The 17,799-nt window shown below is 52.2% G+C and carries 21 protein-coding genes and 1 tRNA gene; 11 read left to right on the forward strand and 11 right to left on the reverse strand.

Features of this window, described 5'->3' with window-relative positions; all coding sequences use genetic code 11:
* Positions 1-55: 55 nt before the first annotated feature.
* The gene (locus tag FHW71_RS02605) at positions 56-214 is read right to left on the reverse strand and encodes a YqaE/Pmp3 family membrane protein (RefSeq protein ID WP_007891469.1); all 159 of its coding nucleotides are present in this window, start codon (positions 212-214) and stop codon (positions 56-58) included.
* A 314-nt stretch (positions 215-528) separates the two neighbouring features.
* Here FHW71_RS02605 and FHW71_RS02610 point away from each other — a divergent pair, with 314 nt between their 5' ends.
* The 3 genes from FHW71_RS02610 (at position 529) to FHW71_RS02620 (ending at position 3,159) form a co-directional block, all read left to right on the forward strand.
* Entirely contained in the window at positions 529-762 is a 234-nt protein-coding gene (locus tag FHW71_RS02610; protein ID WP_061717614.1) for a DUF2525 domain-containing protein, read from the forward strand.
* Between the two features lie 358 nt (positions 763-1,120).
* Positions 1,121-1,912 (forward strand): mannosyl-3-phosphoglycerate phosphatase-related protein, encoded by a 792-nt coding sequence (locus FHW71_RS02615; protein ID WP_179450872.1) that lies wholly within the window; start codon positions 1,121-1,123, stop codon positions 1,910-1,912.
* Between the two features lie 26 nt (positions 1,913-1,938).
* Entirely contained in the window at positions 1,939-3,159 is a 1,221-nt protein-coding gene (locus FHW71_RS02620; RefSeq protein WP_008105424.1) for a glycosyl transferase, read from the forward strand.
* Here FHW71_RS02620 and dgcQ read toward each other — a convergent pair.
* The 6 genes from dgcQ to vsr form a co-directional block, all read right to left on the reverse strand.
* Positions 3,156-4,808: a cellulose biosynthesis regulator diguanylate cyclase DgcQ gene (gene dgcQ / locus FHW71_RS02625; protein ID WP_061717617.1), complete on the reverse strand. Its 1,653-nt coding sequence runs from the start codon at positions 4,806-4,808 to the stop codon at positions 3,156-3,158. The two genes, FHW71_RS02620 and dgcQ, sit on opposite strands and share 4 nt — an antisense overlap.
* Positions 4,809-4,941: 133 nt before the next feature.
* Positions 4,942-5,121, reverse strand: coding sequence for a DUF2158 domain-containing protein (locus tag FHW71_RS02630; protein ID WP_008105429.1), 180 nt, complete (start codon positions 5,119-5,121; stop codon positions 4,942-4,944).
* A gap of 182 nt (positions 5,122-5,303) precedes the next feature.
* A complete protein-coding gene (locus FHW71_RS24000) occupies positions 5,304-5,438 on the reverse strand; it encodes a hypothetical protein (RefSeq protein WP_255253243.1) in 135 nt (44 codons plus the stop codon).
* A gap of 44 nt (positions 5,439-5,482) precedes the next feature.
* Entirely contained in the window at positions 5,483-6,385 is a 903-nt protein-coding gene (locus FHW71_RS02635; RefSeq protein ID WP_008105432.1) for a DUF808 domain-containing protein, read from the reverse strand.
* 14 nt (positions 6,386-6,399) lie between these two features.
* A complete protein-coding gene (locus FHW71_RS02640; protein ID WP_008105433.1) occupies positions 6,400-6,672 on the reverse strand; it encodes a hypothetical protein in 273 nt (90 codons plus the stop codon).
* Positions 6,673-6,741: 69 nt separating this feature from the next.
* Entirely contained in the window at positions 6,742-7,218 is a 477-nt protein-coding gene (vsr, locus tag FHW71_RS02645) for a DNA mismatch endonuclease Vsr (protein WP_008105435.1), read from the reverse strand.
* A gap of 128 nt (positions 7,219-7,346) precedes the next feature.
* Here vsr and dcm point away from each other — a divergent pair, with 128 nt between their 5' ends.
* Both dcm and FHW71_RS02655 read left to right on the forward strand, forming a co-directional pair.
* A complete protein-coding gene (gene dcm, locus FHW71_RS02650; RefSeq protein WP_179450287.1) occupies positions 7,347-8,738 on the forward strand; it encodes a DNA (cytosine-5-)-methyltransferase in 1,392 nt (463 codons plus the stop codon).
* 124 nt (positions 8,739-8,862) lie between these two features.
* The gene (locus FHW71_RS02655) at positions 8,863-10,455 is read left to right on the forward strand and encodes a methyl-accepting chemotaxis protein (RefSeq protein ID WP_179450285.1); all 1,593 of its coding nucleotides are present in this window, start codon (positions 8,863-8,865) and stop codon (positions 10,453-10,455) included.
* Positions 10,456-10,497: 42 nt separating this feature from the next.
* On the opposite strand, the gene FHW71_RS02660 is transcribed toward FHW71_RS02655, so the two are convergent.
* The gene (locus FHW71_RS02660) at positions 10,498-10,746 is read right to left on the reverse strand and encodes a hypothetical protein (RefSeq protein WP_008105442.1); all 249 of its coding nucleotides are present in this window, start codon (positions 10,744-10,746) and stop codon (positions 10,498-10,500) included.
* 76 nt (positions 10,747-10,822) lie between these two features.
* Complete coding sequence (locus FHW71_RS02665; RefSeq protein WP_008105444.1) at positions 10,823-11,521, reverse strand: phosphohydrolase; 699 nt, start codon at positions 11,519-11,521, stop codon at positions 10,823-10,825.
* 570 nt (positions 11,522-12,091) lie between these two features.
* Here FHW71_RS02665 and FHW71_RS02670 point away from each other — a divergent pair.
* The 6 genes from FHW71_RS02670 to FHW71_RS02695 all read left to right on the forward strand — a co-directional run bounded on the left by FHW71_RS02670 (position 12,092) and on the right by FHW71_RS02695 (position 15,858).
* Positions 12,092-12,766 (forward strand): hypothetical protein, encoded by a 675-nt coding sequence (locus tag FHW71_RS02670; protein WP_008105447.1) that lies wholly within the window; start codon positions 12,092-12,094, stop codon positions 12,764-12,766.
* A gap of 204 nt (positions 12,767-12,970) precedes the next feature.
* The gene (gene mtfA, locus FHW71_RS02675) at positions 12,971-13,747 is read left to right on the forward strand and encodes a DgsA anti-repressor MtfA (protein WP_008105449.1); all 777 of its coding nucleotides are present in this window, start codon (positions 12,971-12,973) and stop codon (positions 13,745-13,747) included.
* Between the two features lie 103 nt (positions 13,748-13,850).
* A tRNA-Asn gene (locus tag FHW71_RS02680) sits at positions 13,851-13,926 on the forward strand.
* Positions 13,927-14,210: 284 nt separating this feature from the next.
* Positions 14,211-14,543: an XRE family transcriptional regulator gene (locus FHW71_RS02685; RefSeq protein WP_179450283.1), complete on the forward strand. Its 333-nt coding sequence runs from the start codon at positions 14,211-14,213 to the stop codon at positions 14,541-14,543.
* Positions 14,528-14,839 (forward strand): HipA N-terminal domain-containing protein, encoded by a 312-nt coding sequence (locus tag FHW71_RS02690; RefSeq protein ID WP_179450281.1) that lies wholly within the window; start codon positions 14,528-14,530, stop codon positions 14,837-14,839. Before FHW71_RS02685 ends, FHW71_RS02690 begins: the two co-directional genes overlap by 16 nt.
* The gene (locus tag FHW71_RS02695; RefSeq protein WP_179450279.1) at positions 14,836-15,858 is read left to right on the forward strand and encodes a HipA domain-containing protein; all 1,023 of its coding nucleotides are present in this window, start codon (positions 14,836-14,838) and stop codon (positions 15,856-15,858) included. The genes FHW71_RS02690 and FHW71_RS02695 overlap by 4 nt, the downstream gene beginning before the upstream one ends.
* Before the next feature lie 116 nt (positions 15,859-15,974).
* On the opposite strand, the gene FHW71_RS02700 is transcribed toward FHW71_RS02695, so the two are convergent.
* Together FHW71_RS02700 and FHW71_RS02705 are read right to left on the reverse strand one after the other, a co-directional pair.
* The gene (locus FHW71_RS02700; protein WP_179450277.1) at positions 15,975-16,142 is read right to left on the reverse strand and encodes a hypothetical protein; all 168 of its coding nucleotides are present in this window, start codon (positions 16,140-16,142) and stop codon (positions 15,975-15,977) included.
* A gap of 133 nt (positions 16,143-16,275) precedes the next feature.
* Positions 16,276-17,688: an EmmdR/YeeO family multidrug/toxin efflux MATE transporter gene (locus FHW71_RS02705; RefSeq protein ID WP_008105454.1), complete on the reverse strand. Its 1,413-nt coding sequence runs from the start codon at positions 17,686-17,688 to the stop codon at positions 16,276-16,278.
* Positions 17,689-17,799: the final 111 nt, after the last annotated feature.

A 17,799-nucleotide genomic window follows, 5' to 3' on the forward strand; every position in this document is an offset into this window, starting at 1 on the left:
CAAATTGTCCTGCGACACAGTCTAACGGAAGATAATCAACACTGCCTGATCGCGATCAGCGTCGGGCGATAACCCACACCGCATGAACGATACCGGGAATGTAGCCGCACAGCGTCAGCAGAATATTAAGCCAGAACGCCCCGCCGAACCCGACCTGCAAGAACACGCCCAGTGGCGGTACCAAAATGGCGATGACAATACGTAAAAAGTCCATATTCACTCCCTGATATCACTTAACAATCAATCGCTAAGCATAGACGCTGTTACGCACTGTGCACTTAAAGGCAGGTAAAACTCTGTCAAGATGCGCTTTTTCGCTTTCTTAACGTTTCATAGAGAGACTTTTGACGCGGGCTGCTCGTACACTTCTCCTCACTGCACCAACCCCAAAGGCGCAGTCAACCTAAAAGTAACAAGGATTTTTGCCCGCGCAGCGCGGGCTTTTTTTTGTCTGCAATTTGCCCGCGACGCCCTCTTTTCAGCACCGTCTATACTGTTAATTCATCCAATCGCCTCTGGGAGGGCGCTATGACGACGGCAAAAGAGTACAGCGAGAATGTGCAGCGCGAAGTCAATATTGATGTCGATGCGCTGCTGGAGGCGATTCAGAAAAGAACGTCGGGCGAGATACAAGAGTTTATGGAAGCCGAAAACGCCCATCGCGTCAAAGTGAACGGCGAGGCTTATGACTCTTATACCGATTTAGCGGAAGCCTTCGAACTCGACATTCGCGACTTCGCCATCAGTGAAGTAAACCGTTGAAATCGATTCTAAAAAAATACCCGGCGGGATGGCCGGGTAAAATAAATCAGTAAATTCGTTACACCAGGGAATTCTTAACACCCGGTCAGATTACGCCTTAGTCCGATTAAGACAAGTCTTATCCCTGCATGTAAATCGAACAATTTTGTATAACCATTCATGCGAATCGCCCTACGCACCGCGTCACCGCTGGTTTCAGCTGTGCACGAAATGTGCATCGCGCATCCTGTCACCTCTGCTGTTTAAGAATTATCCTGGTTGTCGCTGGTCGGGTCGCCGGAAAAAGTGTGATCGTGATTCCGCTATTATACTGATTACTCTTCGCTTTACGGATGCCACTGGCGTAAGGAGTGTGATGATGCTGAGTCTTAACTCTTCCCTGATGATCGTTACCGATCTTGATGGCTCATTACTTGATCATCATGACTACAACTGGGATGCGGCCAGTGAATGGCTGGCGCGTCTGAAACAACATCAGATTCCGCTGGTGATTTGTTCCAGCAAAACGGCGGCAGAGATTATTCCACTGCAAAAGAAGTTGGGCATTGTTGGCGCACCCTTTATTGCTGAAAACGGTGCACGCGTGGTGCTGGGCGGAGAACAGACGCCGCCGACCGAAACCAGCTCTGGCTATCATGCGCTGTGCCAGACGCTACACGGGTTGCAAGCGCGATTCCGCTTTAACGGTTTTCATGAATTTAGCGATGCCGAAGTAGCACGCTTCACCGGATTAACGCTCACCGAAGCCAGCCAAAGCCGCCTGCGCGAAGCATCGGAAGTAGTGCTGTGGCGCGATGATGAACACCGTTTGCAGGAATTTCGTGAGGCGCTTGCCGAGCACCATCTGGCGTTAACTCAGGGCGGACGCTTCTGGCATGTGATGCCCGCCGGCACCGGCAAAGGCATCGCGCTGGCGGAAATCCAGCAGCATCTTGCCGCGCAAGAAGGAGAATCGCGCATCACTATCGGCCTGGGCGATGGCCCAAACGATGTGCCGATGCTGGAGCGCGTTGATTATGCCGTGGTGATAAAAGGCTTCAGCAAAACGCCGGTTGAACTGCAACGCTCCGATACCGAGAACGTTTACCACACCGCGCACGTCGGTCCGCAGGGCTGGCGTGAAGGTCTGGACTATTTTCTTGCCGAGTAACGGCCTTTAACCAGAAGGATGAGACGATGAGTGATTTTTACCAGAATGGTGTCATTACTAATTTCCATAATCTCACCCACCGCAGCGTCGAATCGCTGGAAAAGGAGATGGTGCGCTTCTCGCGCAAACGCAAAATGGGGCTGATTTTGCCGTCGCTGTTTTCGGAACTGGAAGGCCCGGCGCTGGATAACATTGTTAACGAACTGGCGAAAGTGCCCTATCTGGATGAGATCGTGATTGGCCTTGACCGCGCCGATCGCGACCAGTTTCTCTTTGCGCGCGAGTTCTTCTCTCGCCTGCCGCAGCGCCATCGCATCTTGTGGAACGACGGGCCGCGTCTGAAAGCGCTGGACGCCGAACTGGATAAAGAGGGTTTGTCACCGAGCCAACCCGGTAAAGGCCGCAATGTGTGGTTCTGTACCGGCTACACGTTGGCTTCCGATCGCACCCAATGCGTGGCGCTGCACGACTGCGATATCGTCACCTACGAACGCGGCATGCTGGCACGTTTGCTCTATCCGCTGGCCAATCCGTCGTTTCAGTACGAGTTTTGCAAAGGCTTCTACGCGCGCGTGGCCGATGGCAAATTGAATGGCCGCGTTGGACGTTTGCTGGTCGGTCCGCTGCTGCGCTCCTTACAGAAAGTCTACGGTCACTCGGAATATCTCGATTACCTCACCAGCTTCCGCTATCCGCTCTCTGGCGAGTTTGCCATGCGCACGCACGTGCTCAACGGCATCAAGATTCCCGGCGATTGGGGATTAGAGATTGGCGTGCTGTCGGAGATTTATCGTAACTACACCACGCGCCAGACCTGTCAGGTGGAGATTGCCGATAACTACGACCACAAACATCAGCCGCTGGCGGAAGATGATGGCACCGGCGGTTTGAAGCGCATGAGTAATGACATCGTGCAGTCGCTATTGCGTAAGCTGGCGACCATGGGCGTGCCGCTCACCAGCGATTCGTTCCGCGTATTGAAGGCCACTTACTACCGCAATGCGCTGGATATGATGGAGATCTACAACCACGAGGCCACCATGAACGGCCTGAAGTTTGATCAGCACATTGAAGAAGCGGCGGTGGAAATGTTCACTCAGGCGATTCTCGATGCCGGACAAGCCTTTATTGAGCGTCCGAACGAGAAACCGTTTATTCCCAGCTGGAGCCGGGTGCAATCGGCTTTCCCGGATATTCTGCAGCGTATTTACCAGGCCGTCGAAGAGGATAACGACGGCAAGGTTTAATCCGCTGCGCAGACGCGATTGCGCCCGCCGGTCTTCGCCAGATAGAGCCTGCTGTCCGCGCTGGCCTGCAGGCTCTCAGCCTCATAATCGCCCTGCTCTTCACTGCCGCTGACGCCCGCCGAAAGCGTAATGCCAAAGGTGGTGCTGGCGTTAACCAGAATGGTTTTCGCCTCCAACCGCACGCGAATCCGCTCCGCCACCGCCTGTGCCTCTGCCAATGTAGTTTCTGGCAGCACAATGCAGAACTCTTCCCCGCCGACGCGTCCAGCGACATCGTATTTGCGTAGCGTGTGGCTGATCACGCTCGCCACGCGGATAATGGCCTGATCGCCGGCCTGATGTCCCCAGGTATCGTTGACCTTTTTGAAATGATCGATATCCAGCTGAATTACCGCCAGCGGCGTTTGCTGCTGCTGGCCGCGCGCCGCCAGCGCATCAAATTGCTCGAAGAAGGCACTGCGATTGAGCAGGCGTGTCAAACCATCATAATTTGCCCGCCACACCAGTTTGGCCGACATATCATTCAGGCGGCGCACCAAACGAAAGATCACCTGATGCGCCGCCACCAGCAGCAGCACAAACACCAGCCACATGCCCACCATAAACAGCGCCACGCGGCCTAACTCTTGTGAAAAGCCTTGCTTCAGACTTTGAACATTGACGATGTAGGCATCAACGTTCCTGAGTTTGCTCCAGGTAATAAACTGCGTTCCGAGCCGCGAAACGCCGGCTGGACTCTGCAGAATTTGCTGCTCTAACAAGGCCTTTTGTTCTGCGGTTAATGGCTGGTCGTTGGGTGCAGTCAATCGGGTAATTTCATGCAGTGAGCGATCCAGCAATACCATTTTGCCCTGCAATGAGCTGTTGCGCGCGGATGCAAGCAAGGCATGGATACGCGACTGAGTGAAATCCATCGACAGCACGCCGTACCAATAACCTTCGCTGATAATCGGCGTGCTGACCGTCATCATCAACCCTTCATCAAATAAGCCCTGATAACCTTCGGTCCAGCGCAGGCGTGCATGCAGCGGATTGTGCGGATCCTGATCGCGGAAATAGGGGCGCTGGATCATGGTGGCGTAGCTCTCTTCCAGCTCCTGCGCGTTTTGCGGCGGACGCGAACTGATGTAGAAACCGGCTCGCGAGATGTACCAGAAGCGGGAATGAAAATCCTGTTTGGTATCGCCAAACTGCAGGATAAAGCTGAACTCCAGCGCCGCACGCAGCTCATGATCGATATGGGTATCGTCACGCGATAACAGCGGGTCGCGAGTTAGCCAGCTATCGCCGACGCCGTTTATCGGCATGCTGCGCGGGCTGGATAGCTGTAACTGCCACGGATTCTGCTGACGCAACTGCTGAAAGCGCGCCACCGTTTCGCGCGCGTGATCGGAATCGAGCGGATGGGTCAGCGCGTAGTTGAGCATTTGCTGGTAATAGAGCAGCTCGTCCAGGCTCTCCTGGAACTGGCTGTCGAGGTTTTTCTGCACGTCGGATAACTGCGCGCGTTGACGCTGTTCGTAATTGTTTTTCAGCTCAAAAGCTTCATGCACGGTGAGAAAAGCGGAGAAGAGAAAGACCGCCAGAAAGCAGAGATGGACCGGTATAAATGGACTTTTCCAACGCGATAATTGAGGGGAGTTTGGCATGTGCATCCCTGCTTCGAAAAGAGGCGAATGCGCAAAGTGTAGTCAGTTTGGGAAAAAATTTATAGGCAGGGATCAAAGGTAAATCATTGAGCTACAACTCCATTCGGGACGGCAAAAACCGTCCCGAATGGATTCAACTGGCCAGCTGTTGCGCGCTTGATAAGTGACTGAGTTCGTCACTGTGGAACGCCTCACGTCGCACGCTATAACCATCATACCAACGACACTCTACCATTCCGCTGGCATAGCCGGTGACCACCATGGTGGGTCCGCCCTGTTTGTGCTGAACTTCGTCACTGATTGCAAAGATCATACCGCACCTCCCTCTTTCATCGTTAAATGACCGAGTTTAGGTATAGCAGCTGTGACCGACTTTTTCCTATACGATAAATCTATTACTTCTACTAAATCAGAATAAGCAGTTAAAAACTCTGTAAATAAAAAAAGCCGACAAGATTTATTGTCGGCTTTGATAGCACTTCCCGAACAGGAAAATTAGATTTTGCAGCCTTCGCAGTCCGCTTCGTCGCTGATATCAGCAGGGACTTCGTTGGCTTTCTCTGCCGCTTTGGCTTCAGCCTGTTCCAGCTGTGCATCGATATCAAATTCAAACATATCGTCGTTCATCATCGTTCTCCTGACCGTGATTAGAAATTTACAGCGCTTTATAACTGCTAGCCGCGCAGCTTAGCAATCAGATTTACGCCTAACAGCACGATCGACCCAATGATAAAGCCGATCACCAGATTGGCGCCGTTGCTCAGCAGTGCCGAGACCAAACCGTTGAATCCGGCGCTGTATTCGCTGATGGCGTGATGTAACGGCGTAATGCCGTGCACCACAATGCCGCCACCAACCAAAAACATCGCGAGGGTACCGACCAGCGTTAAGGCTTTCATTAACCAGGGCGCAAAGGCAAGCAATACGCCGCCAATCGCCTGCGCGACGGTAGAAGATTTCTCTTTAAGCCAGAATCCCAAATCATCGATTTTGACAATCATCGCCACAATGCCGTACACGCCGATGGTCACCAGAATTGCGACGCCCGCCAGAATCAACACCTGATTCAGCAGCGGCGCCTCTGAAACGATGCCCAGCGTGATGGCGACAATTTCTGCCGAGAGGATAAAGTCGGTGCGCACCGCGCCTTTGACTTTATCTTTTTCGAACGCACGCGGATCCTGCTGCGCCAGTTTATCGAGACGCTGTTGACGCGCTTCCGGACTCTGCTCAGCCTTATCGTGATTCAGGCTATGCAGCACTTTCTCCACGCCCTCGTAGCAGAGGTATGCGCCACCAATCATCAGTAACGGCGTGATCAACCAGGGCGCAAAAGCCGAGATCAATAACGCCAGCGGCACCAGAATTAATTTATTGAGAAAGGAGCCTTTTGCCACGCTCCATACAACCGGCAATTCACGGTTGGCTTTGACACCGCTAACCTGCTGCGCATTCAGCGACAGATCGTCACCCAATACGCCTGCGGTCTTCTTTGCCGCAACTTTGCCCATTACCGAGATATCGTCGAGCAGTGTTGCAATATCATCCAGAAGTGTAAGTAAACTGGTTCCTGCCAAAGTGGTATTCCTTATTATTCCGGTTCGTGATCCTGACAACAGGGGCAACGCTCAATCGCCGTCACTGACATATCGGCGATGCCCGCACAGTCCCATTCAACGCGTAATGGCCCCGTCAGATCCCCGGCGTGCAAATACTTGCTCACCGGACTTTCCGTCATGCCGCTGATCTCTTCGGTGGCGACCAGCCGATCGCCAAGATAAATGCGCGCCGTGGCTTGGGTTGTCACCATCCGCTCATCGCGGAGTTGATACAGGCGCTTAACGGTAAGTTTGATGCTGCTCATGGCTCATTCCGCGTCCCAGAGAAAAGGGAGATCTAAACTGTTATGGCGGCTAAAAGCAACAATCTCGCACTATTCAACGCGATAGTGATGCAAGCCCTGATGGTCGATTTCGCTGCTGTCGGTTGCCGCCAGCAGCCACTCTTCTAAACGTTCAATCAGCGCGCTGTCCTCCAGCTGCAGTTTGCCGCGCAGCGCGCACTCCCAAACAATCAGTACTTTCCAGCCTCCTTCGCGTAGTTGTTCGACGTAACGCCGGTCGCGCTCAACGTTACTGTTAATTTTGCCACTCCAGAATTCGGTACGCGTGGCGGGCATCTTAAATAAGTAGCAGTGATGACGATGCCAGAAGCAGCCGTGAACAAAAATAATCGCTTTCTCGGCGGGCAGGACAAAATCCGGGCGGCCCGGTAGCGCTTTATCCTGCACGCGATAGGTGAAGCCGCGATCTTTAAGAATCAACGCAATACGCTGTTCAATCGCGGTATCCTGATTGCGAATGGCGCGCATGTTTTTGCTGCGAATGGCTTGCGAGTGAACGTCTGCCATAGCGTCTCCTTGTATTAGCGCTTCTTCAACTTTAGCGGCTTAGGCCAAAAGCGAAAGCACACCGCACGCCAATTTCCTCGTTGCGTGATGAGTGTTAGCATAGCCGCTTCACTGTTAAGGAAAAACGCATGCTCGCTATCGACCCCGTCTCGCCCTCCCCGTTTACCGCCAATCAGGATGACGCGACGTCGCTGTTACTGCAGGTGCTCGATATCTATGCCGCACGCGATGTGGTTATTACCTTAACCGAAGCCGGTGGCCGCGACTGGAGCGTGCCGCGTTTGAATCGTATTCGCGCCGGTAAAAGTGCCGCGCCGGCGCTCTCCAGCCGCGAAGTCGCCAGCCTGCAGGCCTTGCTGCCGCAGCGTCCGGCGCATTATGACGACGCCAAATTCCAGTTTGTTGATCTGTTTGCCGGTATCGGCGGCATTCGCCGTGGCTTTGAGCAAATTGGCGGACAGTGCGTGTTCACCAGCGAATGGAATAAAGAAGCGGTGCGCACCTACAAAGCTAACCTGTATAGCGATCCGCAGTTGCACTACTTCAACAGTGATATTCGTCTGGTGACGCAGCCGGCAGGCATTAGCGATGAGCAGGAAATTTATCAGCATATCGATCGCACCATTCCCGATCATCAGGTGCTGCTGGCCGGTTTTCCTTGCCAGCCCTTCTCGCTGGCGGGCGTGAGCAAGAAGAATGCGCTGGGTCGCGCACATGGTTTTGAGTGTGAAGCGCAAGGTACGCTGTTCTTCGATGTGGCGCGCATTCTCGCCGCGAAAAAGCCGCCGTTCTTCGTGCTGGAGAACGTGAAAAACCTCAAGAGCCACGACAAAGGCCGCACCTTCGCCATCATCATGGCCACGCTGGATGAACTCGGTTATGACGTGGCGGATGCCAACGACAGCGGTTTGCCGGATGCCAAGGTTATCGATGCGCGCCATTTTCTGCCGCAGCATCGCGAGCGCATTGTGCTGGTGGGCATTCGTCGCGACAGCGGGCTCAGCAAAGGTTTCTCGTTGCGCGCCCTGCCCGCGCTCTATCCGCAAAATGTGCCGTCACTTCACAGCCTGCTGGAAACCCAGCCGGAAGCGAAATACACGCTGTCGCCAACGTTGTGGAATTATCTCTATCAATACGCGAAAAAGCATAAAGCCAAAGGCAACGGCTTCGGCTTTGGCCTAAACGATCCGCGTAATCTGAACATTTGTGTGCGTACCTTATCGGCGCGCTATTACAAAGATGGTTCGGAAATCCTCATCGATCGCGGCTGGGATCACGCGTTAGGCGAAACTGATTTCCAGCAGGCTGAGAATATGGCGCGCCGTCCGCGTCGTTTAACTCCGCGCGAATGTGCCCGCCTGATGGGTTTTGAAGCGCCGGGAGAAGCCAAACTGCGCATTCCGGTGTCCGATACGCAAGCCTACAAGCAGTTCGGCAACTCGGTGGTGGTGCCGGTATTTGCTGCGGTGGCGCAATTGTTATTACCGTTGATTGAACAGTACGCCGCGCAAAAGGCGTAGCTATTCAGGACCACAATTTTATTTAGGGCCGCGCTTTATGCTGTTTTCCGCCTAATCGCGCCCGCTGTCACCAAACTGTCACGCGTGCTGCCAATACTCCTGTTTTATTTTTTGGAGGCGTGTGATGTCACTCCTGTCCGTTATCTCTCTGCCGCTGCGGCTGCGCGCGCGGTTATCCCTGAAAATTCCGTTGTGGCTCACCAGTTTGCGTAGCCAGTTTTTGCTGTTTATCGTGCTGTTCTGCGCGCTGCAGTTTGCCGGTGTGCTGCTGCTGAATACCCACGTCAATCAGACGCAAACTTCGCTGCAGCAGGCGAATCAACTGCGTGAACGTCTGGCCCTGCTGGATAAAGCACGTATCGAACTGCTCACCGCCAGCGATAACAGCCATCGCGCCGGCATCTATCTGATGCAGGATCAGCAAAGTGGCTCAGTCGATAGCTGGAAAAGTCTGGCTGCAGCGGCCGATGACTCTTTAAAAAATGCACAGCAACAGTTCGCCGCCTACCACGCCAATGCAGATAGCCCGCTGGCGCAAGGTTTCGCCATGCTGGCGGAAGGATTGCAGGAGCAGCTGAAAGGATTGGCGGCCAATGACATTAACGCCTTTTTTATGGTGCCGATGCAGGCGTTTCAGCAACAGTTTAATGATGCCTGGTTCAGTGAAATCGAGCAGGCTAATCATCAGCTCAGCAGCGTGAATCAGAACACGCTTAGCACCTTGAAGCTGAGCCGCAATATGTCGCTGATTGTCAGCGCGGTGCTGATGGCGCTGTTAGTGCTGGCCTCCAGCCTGCTGATGCGCGGCGTGCTGTTGCCGCTGCGTCGCGCTAACGCGCAGCTGGAACAGATCGCCACCGGTGATCTGGTCGATGCGCAAAACCATCCGCGTCGCCAGTCCCTGGAAACGCGCCAGCTGTTCCAGTCGATTGATACCATGCGGCTCGGCTTGCAACAGATTGTGCGCGACATCAACACGGTGGCAGTCAGCGTCGCCGCCGGTGCCGAGGATATGCAGCAGCACAACGAAAAAGTGATGCAGCAACATCAGAAGCAAAATGCCAGCTTCCATCACTTGTCGCAGCGCCTGGATCGCGTTTCGGAAGAGGTGGAGATCGGTGCACAGTTCTCGCAGCAGGCAACGCAGGAAGCACAATCAGCCGATGCGTTGATGCGTAACTGCGCGGTAGAGGTCGATAAGATGGAAACCCAGATGCAGCAAATTGTCACCGCATCGGATGATATCGCCGGGATTGTGGGCATGCTGGATGACTTGTCGATGCAGACGCGGTTGTTATCGCTGAACGCCGCAATTGAGTCGGCACATGCGGGCGCTTATGGGCGGAGCTTCTCGGTGGTCGCCAAAGAGATGGGCTTGCTCTCGCAGCAAAGCGGTACTTCCACGCGCCAGATTGATGGCTTGATTCAGCATACACAGCAACATGTGCATGATGGCTTCGATAAGGTGAAAGCGCTGGAAGTGTTGTTCGCGCAGATCAGCGCTGCGGTGTCTGGCGTGGTAACGCAGCTGAACGAGCTGCAGCAAAACAGTGCTGCGCAAAGCCATCGGGTGAAAAAGATTGCGCTGGAAGTGGTGGAGATGAGCGGACAGCTACAGCAAAACGAAGTGCTGAACGCCCATCAGGTGCAATCGGCGGTGCAATTGCGCGAGTTATCGGACCGCCTGGCGCAGCGCGCGCAGCAGTTCCGTATTTAATCTGCAGGCATAAAAAAACCCGTCAATGACGGGTTTTTTCGCTTATTTCTTCTTCTTACTTTTCTTCAGCAGCGCACGAATCTGCTTCAATTCTGCGGCGGAGAGCTGATCTTCCACGGCTTCCTGGGTATCCAGACTATCAATGGCCGGTTGCGCACCCGCATCTAAACTGGCCTGCAAGCGATTAACGATCTCCTGACTCATGGAGATTTGGTTATCAGCGGCTAACTGTTTGATGTGCTCTTTCAGTGCCGGGTCAATTTTAATGGTTAAGTTAACGGTCTCGGTCATTTTCATACTCCCTTTTGATTTACAACAACGTAGCGGAAGCAGATGAAAGTTAACAGACTGTCATAAAAATTTAATATTACGAGTGTATAGGGCTGAAATCCCTTAACACCGATTCATCAACCGACGTCAGATTGCCCTGCAACTCAGCGCACAGTTTGCCCATATAGTGCACGAGAAAATCCGCGTTATGTTCCGCTAACAGGCGCCCGGCTTCGGTTTGCATGGTTTGCGGTAAACCCAGCAGTTTTTTCTGGAAGTGATCCAACGTCCACTTCACGTCATCCAGTTCACGCTCTTTTCCTAACGGATCTTCGCTGTCGAACAGCGGACGACCTAACGCGCCTGCCGTGTAGAAAACCCGCGCCAGGCCGATAGCACCTAATGATTCGAGACGATCGGCGTCCTGCACAATTTTCGCTTCCAGCGTTTGTGGCGCGATACGCGCGCTAAAGCTGTGAGCCTGCACCGCGTGAGCGACGGCATCCAGCAGTTCGAACGGGAAGTCCGGGAAATCCTGCTGCAGAATGCGGCGCGTCTCTTCCGCAGCATAGGTTGAGGCTAAATGACGTTCAGGATGGTTTTTCGGCAGGTTAACCACATCGTGAAAGTAGCAGGCGGTCATAACGATCATAGGATCGGCGTCGCTGTGCTGCATGATGCGCTTTGCACTCATCCAGACGCGGCGCAGGTGCGCGATATCGTGGGCTTTGTCGTCATGCAGCCAATTGAGCTGCAGCCAGTTCTCGTAGCGTTGTTGCCAGTGAGTAAGTGACATCGTGCTTCTCCTGTTATTGCTGTTATCTAAGTTCCTGCGGACATCATAGCGGCCTGGTCATGACACTTTTTTTACATCCTTCCAGGATGTGCAAAGCGTAAAAATGAGATCCCGATCTTGTTATAGCGCTGTTAACGTCACTTGCACAGCAGCCATTACGATTTCGGCATTTCCTTAGCGCGTTTTAGTTAAATAACTCTGTTCAACAGGCTTAATATATTCGCGTCATCAACAAATTTCGCTTTAGCGCTAAATTCCAGTTATATGCGCTGATATATGCGGCTTCTTAAGGGCAGATCAACACGGCATTATCTGAAAAGGTTCCCATTCTGGGCTTTATAACGTACTGTATCTGGAAAAATTCTGGCTTCGGATCCCTTGCGAAGTCCTTTTCAGCACACATTTTGCTTATGAACCATTTTTAAAATCTAAAATTGCCAGATTAGCCTGATACTAAGGCGACAAATTATTAAGCAAACTGATTCAAACCCATTATGCTAGCTCTCACATCTACGGATGTTGGGGGATTCTTCGCAGTTTCCGGGTTTGTGACACAATAAGAGGTATGCAATGAAAGAACGGCCGATTCTTTTTTCCGAACAGCGGGTGCGCGCCCTGCTGGTTGGCCAGCAAACGCAGACCCGGCGCATTATGAAAACTCAAGCTTTCGGTCCGGGTCAGGATCACCATGAAGGCGTACACGCGTTTGACGTCAGCGCCAATCATCTGCACGGCTATAAATTGATGTCGATGACCGATGTCAGTTCGCACTGCCCATTTGGTCAGGCGGGCGATGGTTTGTGGGTGCGTGAAACCTGGCGCGGCCCGATTGTGCCGGAAAACTTACTGGCGGATTACGAACGCGATCCCCTGCCGTTCCGCAATGCGGCGTATTGCCAATATCGCGCTGACAGCAATGAGTTGGGACAGCTGGATGAGAATTTGCAGAATGCCGAGCAGTTTGGCTGGCAGACCGCCATTCATATGCCGCGCTGGGCCAGCCGCATCGATCTGCAAATTACCTCGGTACGTGCCGAGAAGATTCAGGACATTAGTGAAGATGACATTATGGCGGAAGGCGTGCAGACCGATTCTCACTTCCTGAATAACTTCTTCACCATGAATATGAATTCTGAATCGCCGAAAGAAGCGTACCGCAAAGCGTGGCAGAAACAGTACGGCGCCACCAGCTGGGAAGTGAACCCGTGGGTTTGGGTGATCGCGTTTCAGCGGGTTGAACGCTAAAGATAAACGCTGCGAAGCATGCAAACGTAGGGTCGTCATTCATGACGACCTTTTTTATTTCCTCACCATGACTTTCCCGCTTTGCCACGCCAATCACAGACAAATCCTCGGCTAACTGGTTGAATAGCCGGCTTTGATTACGCGCTGGTAATTCCTCCTTTGCCGCGCCAGGATACTGTTTTCGTCTGAAGAGTGAGTGACGCAATGTTCAAATGGCCGTGGCATGCGCAAATAGAGACTTCAGTACTGGCGCTTCCCTGGCAACAGGCGCTGGCGCAGCCAATCTTTTCACTGCTCGATCCTGATGAAAAAACCGCACTGGTTACGCTGGCACAACGCTTCCTGCAGCAGAAAAAAATCTCGCCGCTGCAAGGCCTGCAGCTCGACGAACTGTTGCTGACACGTCTGGCGCTGCTGTTTTGTTTGCCGGTGTTGAAGCTTGGACTCGAATGGCTCGATGGCTTCCATGAAGTGCTGATCTATCCCGAGCCGTTCAACGTCGACGATCGCTGGGAAGATGATAACGGTCTGGTGCACCACGCGCCGGCAGTGCACGCCGGACAAAGCTGGACGCAAGGTCCGGTAGTGTTAAACGCGTTGGATATTCAGGATTCACTCGATCTTTCCGGCTTTAACCTGGTGATCCACGAAGTGGCGCATAAACTCGATGCGCGCGGCAGCGGTTACACCAGCGGCATTCCGGTGATGGCGCTACGTGATGTCGCCAGCTGGGAGAAAGATTTGCAGCAGGCGATGGCAGAAATTGAAGCTGAAGTTGAATTAGTCGGTGAACAGGCGGCAACCATCGATCCCTACGCCGCCAGCGATGCAGCAGAGTGTTTCGCGGTGCTGTCAGAGTATTTCTTCAGCGCACCGGATTTACTGGCAAACCGCTTCCCGGTGATGTATCGCCATCTGCAGCAGTTCTATCGTCAGGATCCACTGGCGCGATTGGCGATGCTAACAGCAGAACCTGCTTAAATCGCGATCGCTTTGTACTAATGCTAGCCAGTTGAATACAAATGTGTTTTAAGCTGTTGACACCTGCAAGGGGCGCCATTAATATTCGCCTCGTTCACACGATTCCTCTGTAGTTCAGTCGGTAGAACGGCGGACTGTTAATCCGTATGTCACTGGTTCGAGTCCAGTCAGAGGAGCCATATTTAGAGAAGCCCGCTTAGGAAACTAAGCGGGCTTTTTGCTTTTCTTATATCCTTCCCTACCGTTCATTTTTGAACCTTTTTGGCATAATTTTGCTTGTCTGAGGGTAAAAGAATTACCAATCAATGCAAAAGTATCAAAAATGATACTTTACACTTCTTGATTCCATTTTTTTAGTCGAAATTGCATGAAAACGCGCTAAAGGTTCAAAAATGAACTTTTTAGTATTATATTCAGGAAATGTAGATGCATGCTGCTTAAAAAAATGGGGAAAGTGTCATAAATGAACCTTGACGAAATTAGGTCTCTGCTTAAAAGCCTCTCTCATGCAGACAAGAAGAAATTGCTCGATGAGTGGACATTTGATGTTCAACGTTCCACTGAATTCGCAGCATCCGATAAGCCTACTTTGACTGCCCTTGAGCTTTTATTACTGCCACCCATACTGATCAATGAGTTGAAGCGGCAAAATATCACCTATGAAGAGATGGCGATGCAAATTGGCGTGTCTATCTCAACCTTCAAAAGAATGATCGCCAATCCTGCTGCCGCAAAGGCAATGAATCTTCATGCCTTGCTTAAGGAACTCGGAATAAAAGTATGGCTCGAAAAATAGAGGTGTGGCTCTATGACAAGTCTGTCGGTACCTTGACAGAGGAAGACGTCGGTTTCACTTTCTGTTACCGGGACGATTATAGCGGTCGCGCGATTTCATTAAGTATGCCGGTAAGGCGAGAACCTTATTTTAATGAAGAGCTCCATCCTTTCTTCAAAGGGTTGGCACCAGAAGGTTGGTTACGCAAACGATATTCAGAAATTCAAAAAATTGATGATAAAGATCTATTTGGATTACTCATGCAGAACGGTAACGACTTGCTTGGTGCAGTAGTACTCAAGGAGATAACATCATGAATTCAGCATGCTGCCTGATAAATTTAGCTCAACTCAAAGAATCCGAGCTTGAAACGAACTATTCCCTTAAAGGCATTAAGCATCTGTTTGGTAGTGTAAAAGTTGCCCTTAGATTGCCCTTCACGCGTCGTCAGTTTATTCAGGAACTGCCTGAACGTCAGAAAGGCATGAGTATTTCCGGCTATCAACCCAAGCTGTCACTGCGTCTTGAAAAGGGGGAACTGCAGGTTGTTAGTAATAATGGCACTTATATTCTTAAACCTTCGCCTGAAGAGTATCCACATCTGGCGGAAAATGAGCATGCCACAATGTGCGTCATGCAACGTCTAAAATTTAACGTACCTCCCTTTGGCTTAATCCCCTTTCAGCCTGAAAAAGGCCGACCAGATGAGTTGGCCTTTGTGATCAAAAGATATGATCGCTTAGATGAAGATCTGACCCGATTGCATCAGGAGCAATTGGACGGCGCGATGGGACTCGATGATAAATATGGCAAAATTGATAATAAAAAAGCCATCAGTTATGAGAGAGCTGCCAAATTTTTGAATAGCGCAGTCAGCAATAGTTTAAACAGTAAGCGCGACCTTTTTTTACGCATCGTCTATGCCTATGTGCTCGGGAATAATGATTTTCATCTGCGTAATATCGGGATCATACATCCCGAAACAGGACCCGCTTACCTTGCGCCGGTGTATGATTTTATCAGCGTGGTACCCTATCCTGCTGCATTTGGCGAGTACTTAGCGCTGCCTCTGCTCGAATGTGAAGAAAATGATGCCGGGAGTGCGCCAGGAATTGATTCATGCTATGGGGAATATGTCGGTGCGGACTTTATCCTGCTTGCTCAGGGTATGGATATTCAACCCGCGCTGGCCCGCAAATGGTTGGTCGATGTGGTGAAAAGTCACTCGCTGATCATTGCTACCTACGCTGAAAGCCATATGCCTGAAGAACAGCGTAACCTCGTACTTGATTATGTCGCACGCAGAATGACGTTATTGGCCGTAACCGAACTGTAACGCGTCTTGCTCGCCTAATCACAGACATAAAAAAACCCGCTGGCCTGGAGCGGGTTCTTTATTCATCAGCGCACAGTTCATTCCAGTAGCTGTAGCGGATCACATGGTGCAGGCGCCTATCTCTCATAATAGCGATACACCGAAGGATGGAACTCAACGCCGTACAGTTGGCTAATGGGAATCAACAGGTCGATATGGTTGCTGAGATCGAATTCGCGTTCTTCTGCGGGTCCAGTCTCGCCATTGATCAGTTGGTTAAACCACTGCTGCAAGAGGTTTTTCATTGTCAGCTGCTCCACAAATGATTGAGGCTGACAGTAAACCGCATGCGCCCCTATAACCAAAACGATTAGTTGTGCGCTTCTTTGCCAAAAATTGCATAAAAGCGTCGCCATTTATGGCGACCTGGCCAATGCGTTATCCCCGACTCTTCGCCATCATCTTGCGATAATTGTTTAGCCATTTGCCGCTGTTGAGTCGCCACCAGAAAAATACGCCGCGCACCGTCCAGTCGAGGAACATGCCGAGCCACACGCCAATCACGCCCATTCCCAGCACAATCCCGAGGAAATAGCCGGCTACCACGCGTGCGCCCCACATGCTGAACATCGACACATACATGGTGTAACGTGCATCGCGCGCGCCTTTCAGGCTGGCGGGCAGCACCCAAGACGCAGTCCAGATCGGCATAAAGGCGGCATTAAGCCAAATCAAATGCTTAGTAACTGAGATGACTTCCGGATCGCGGCTGTAAAACTGCGCAAGCGTGCCGGCGAGCGGCACGGTGATTAGCGCCAGCGAACACAATCCAATCATCGCCAGCCAGAACACGTGTTTGATTTGCCGTTCCGCCTGCATCACCTGATTCAGCCCCAGCCTGCGCCCGGTAATAATGGTCGATGCCGATCCCAACGCGTTACCCGGCAGGTTAATCAGCGAAGCAATTGAGAAGGCGATAAAGTTACCGGCGATCTCATTGGTGCCCATGCCAGCGACAAAAATCTGCGTCAGCAATTTGCCGCCGTTAAACAGCACCGATTCAATACTGGCGGGCACGCCAATGCCCAACACTTCCATCAGAATGTTGCGGTCCCAGCGCCGGAAATAGCTGGCGATGGAGATTTTCAGTGCGGGCGTAATACCGCGATACAGCACGTATATCGCCGCTGCCGCACCGATATAACGCGAGATGGTTAAACCCAATCCGGCACCGACAAAGCCCAGCCCTTCCCAACCCATGCAGCCGTAAATCAGCACGCTACTGATCACGATGTTGAGAATGTTCATGCCGCCGTTGATCAGCATCGGGATTTTGGTATTACCCGCGCCGCGCAGCGCGCCACTGCCAATCAGCGCAATCGCCGCTGCAGGATAGCTCCACGCAGAGGTTTGCAGATAGCTCAGCGCCAGCTCTTTCACTTTGGGATCGGCGCTACCGGCAATCACATCAATGATCAGATGTCCCCAAAACTCGATGGCGATCACCAGCACAAACGCCAGCGCGGTCATCAATCCCAGCGACTGTCGCGTGGCGGCTCGCGCACGTTTGCCGTTGCGTTTTGCCAGGCTGAACGCCACCACCACCGTGGTGCCGAGATCGATGGCGGCAAAGAAGGAGATGATCACCATGTTGAAGCTGTCGGCCAGACCAACGCCAGCCATCGCTTCTTTACCCAGCCAGCTCACCAGGAAGGTACTGAGGACGCCCATCAGCATCACGCAAAGGTTTTCGATAAAGATGGGCACGGCTAATGGGGTGATTTCTCGCCAGAACAACGTACGGTAAGAGCGGCGTTTGGGATACCACGCCGTGTTTCTGACCGCCCGCATCACTGCTACGCCAGGATTTTGCAAGGGATTACCAAATCACTTTGGAGAGGAAGAAGAGTAATAATGATGATAGGCCACTGAGAATTATGCAAAGTGTTTCCCATCACCATT

The sequence above is a fragment of the Enterobacter sp. Sphag1F genome (assembly GCF_014193275.1).
In the GTDB taxonomy this organism is placed as follows: Bacteria; Pseudomonadota; Gammaproteobacteria; order Enterobacterales; family Enterobacteriaceae; genus Pantoea; species Pantoea symbiotica.

Excerpts from the sequence above, each read along its gene's own strand:
- FHW71_RS02605 (WP_007891469.1), bottom strand. The coding sequence starts at position 214 with ATGGACTTTTTACGTATTGTCATCGCCATTTTGGTACCGCCACTGGGC.
- FHW71_RS02610 (WP_061717614.1), top strand. The coding sequence starts at position 529 with ATGACGACGGCAAAAGAGTACAGCGAGAATGTGCAGCGCGAAGTCAAT.
- FHW71_RS02615 (WP_179450872.1), top strand. The coding sequence starts at position 1,121 with ATGCTGAGTCTTAACTCTTCCCTGATGATCGTTACCGATCTTGATGGC.
- FHW71_RS02620 (WP_008105424.1), top strand. The coding sequence starts at position 1,939 with ATGAGTGATTTTTACCAGAATGGTGTCATTACTAATTTCCATAATCTC.
- dgcQ (WP_061717617.1), bottom strand. The coding sequence starts at position 4,808 with ATGCCAAACTCCCCTCAATTATCGCGTTGGAAAAGTCCATTTATACCG.
- FHW71_RS02630 (WP_008105429.1), bottom strand. The coding sequence starts at position 5,121 with ATGATCTTTGCAATCAGTGACGAAGTTCAGCACAAACAGGGCGGACCC.
- FHW71_RS24000 (WP_255253243.1), bottom strand. The coding sequence starts at position 5,438 with ATGATGAACGACGATATGTTTGAATTTGATATCGATGCACAGCTGGAA.
- FHW71_RS02640 (WP_008105433.1), bottom strand. The coding sequence starts at position 6,672 with ATGAGCAGCATCAAACTTACCGTTAAGCGCCTGTATCAACTCCGCGAT.
- vsr (WP_008105435.1), bottom strand. The coding sequence starts at position 7,218 with ATGGCAGACGTTCACTCGCAAGCCATTCGCAGCAAAAACATGCGCGCC.
- dcm (WP_179450287.1), top strand. The coding sequence starts at position 7,347 with ATGCTCGCTATCGACCCCGTCTCGCCCTCCCCGTTTACCGCCAATCAG.
- FHW71_RS02655 (WP_179450285.1), top strand. The coding sequence starts at position 8,863 with ATGTCACTCCTGTCCGTTATCTCTCTGCCGCTGCGGCTGCGCGCGCGG.
- FHW71_RS02660 (WP_008105442.1), bottom strand. The coding sequence starts at position 10,746 with ATGACCGAGACCGTTAACTTAACCATTAAAATTGACCCGGCACTGAAA.
- FHW71_RS02665 (WP_008105444.1), bottom strand. The coding sequence starts at position 11,521 with ATGTCACTTACTCACTGGCAACAACGCTACGAGAACTGGCTGCAGCTC.
- FHW71_RS02670 (WP_008105447.1), top strand. The coding sequence starts at position 12,092 with ATGAAAGAACGGCCGATTCTTTTTTCCGAACAGCGGGTGCGCGCCCTG.
- mtfA (WP_008105449.1), top strand. The coding sequence starts at position 12,971 with ATGTTCAAATGGCCGTGGCATGCGCAAATAGAGACTTCAGTACTGGCG.
- FHW71_RS02685 (WP_179450283.1), top strand. The coding sequence starts at position 14,211 with ATGAACCTTGACGAAATTAGGTCTCTGCTTAAAAGCCTCTCTCATGCA.
- FHW71_RS02690 (WP_179450281.1), top strand. The coding sequence starts at position 14,528 with ATGGCTCGAAAAATAGAGGTGTGGCTCTATGACAAGTCTGTCGGTACC.
- FHW71_RS02695 (WP_179450279.1), top strand. The coding sequence starts at position 14,836 with ATGAATTCAGCATGCTGCCTGATAAATTTAGCTCAACTCAAAGAATCC.
- FHW71_RS02700 (WP_179450277.1), bottom strand. The coding sequence starts at position 16,142 with ATGAAAAACCTCTTGCAGCAGTGGTTTAACCAACTGATCAATGGCGAG.
- FHW71_RS02705 (WP_008105454.1), bottom strand. The coding sequence starts at position 17,688 with ATGCGGGCGGTCAGAAACACGGCGTGGTATCCCAAACGCCGCTCTTAC.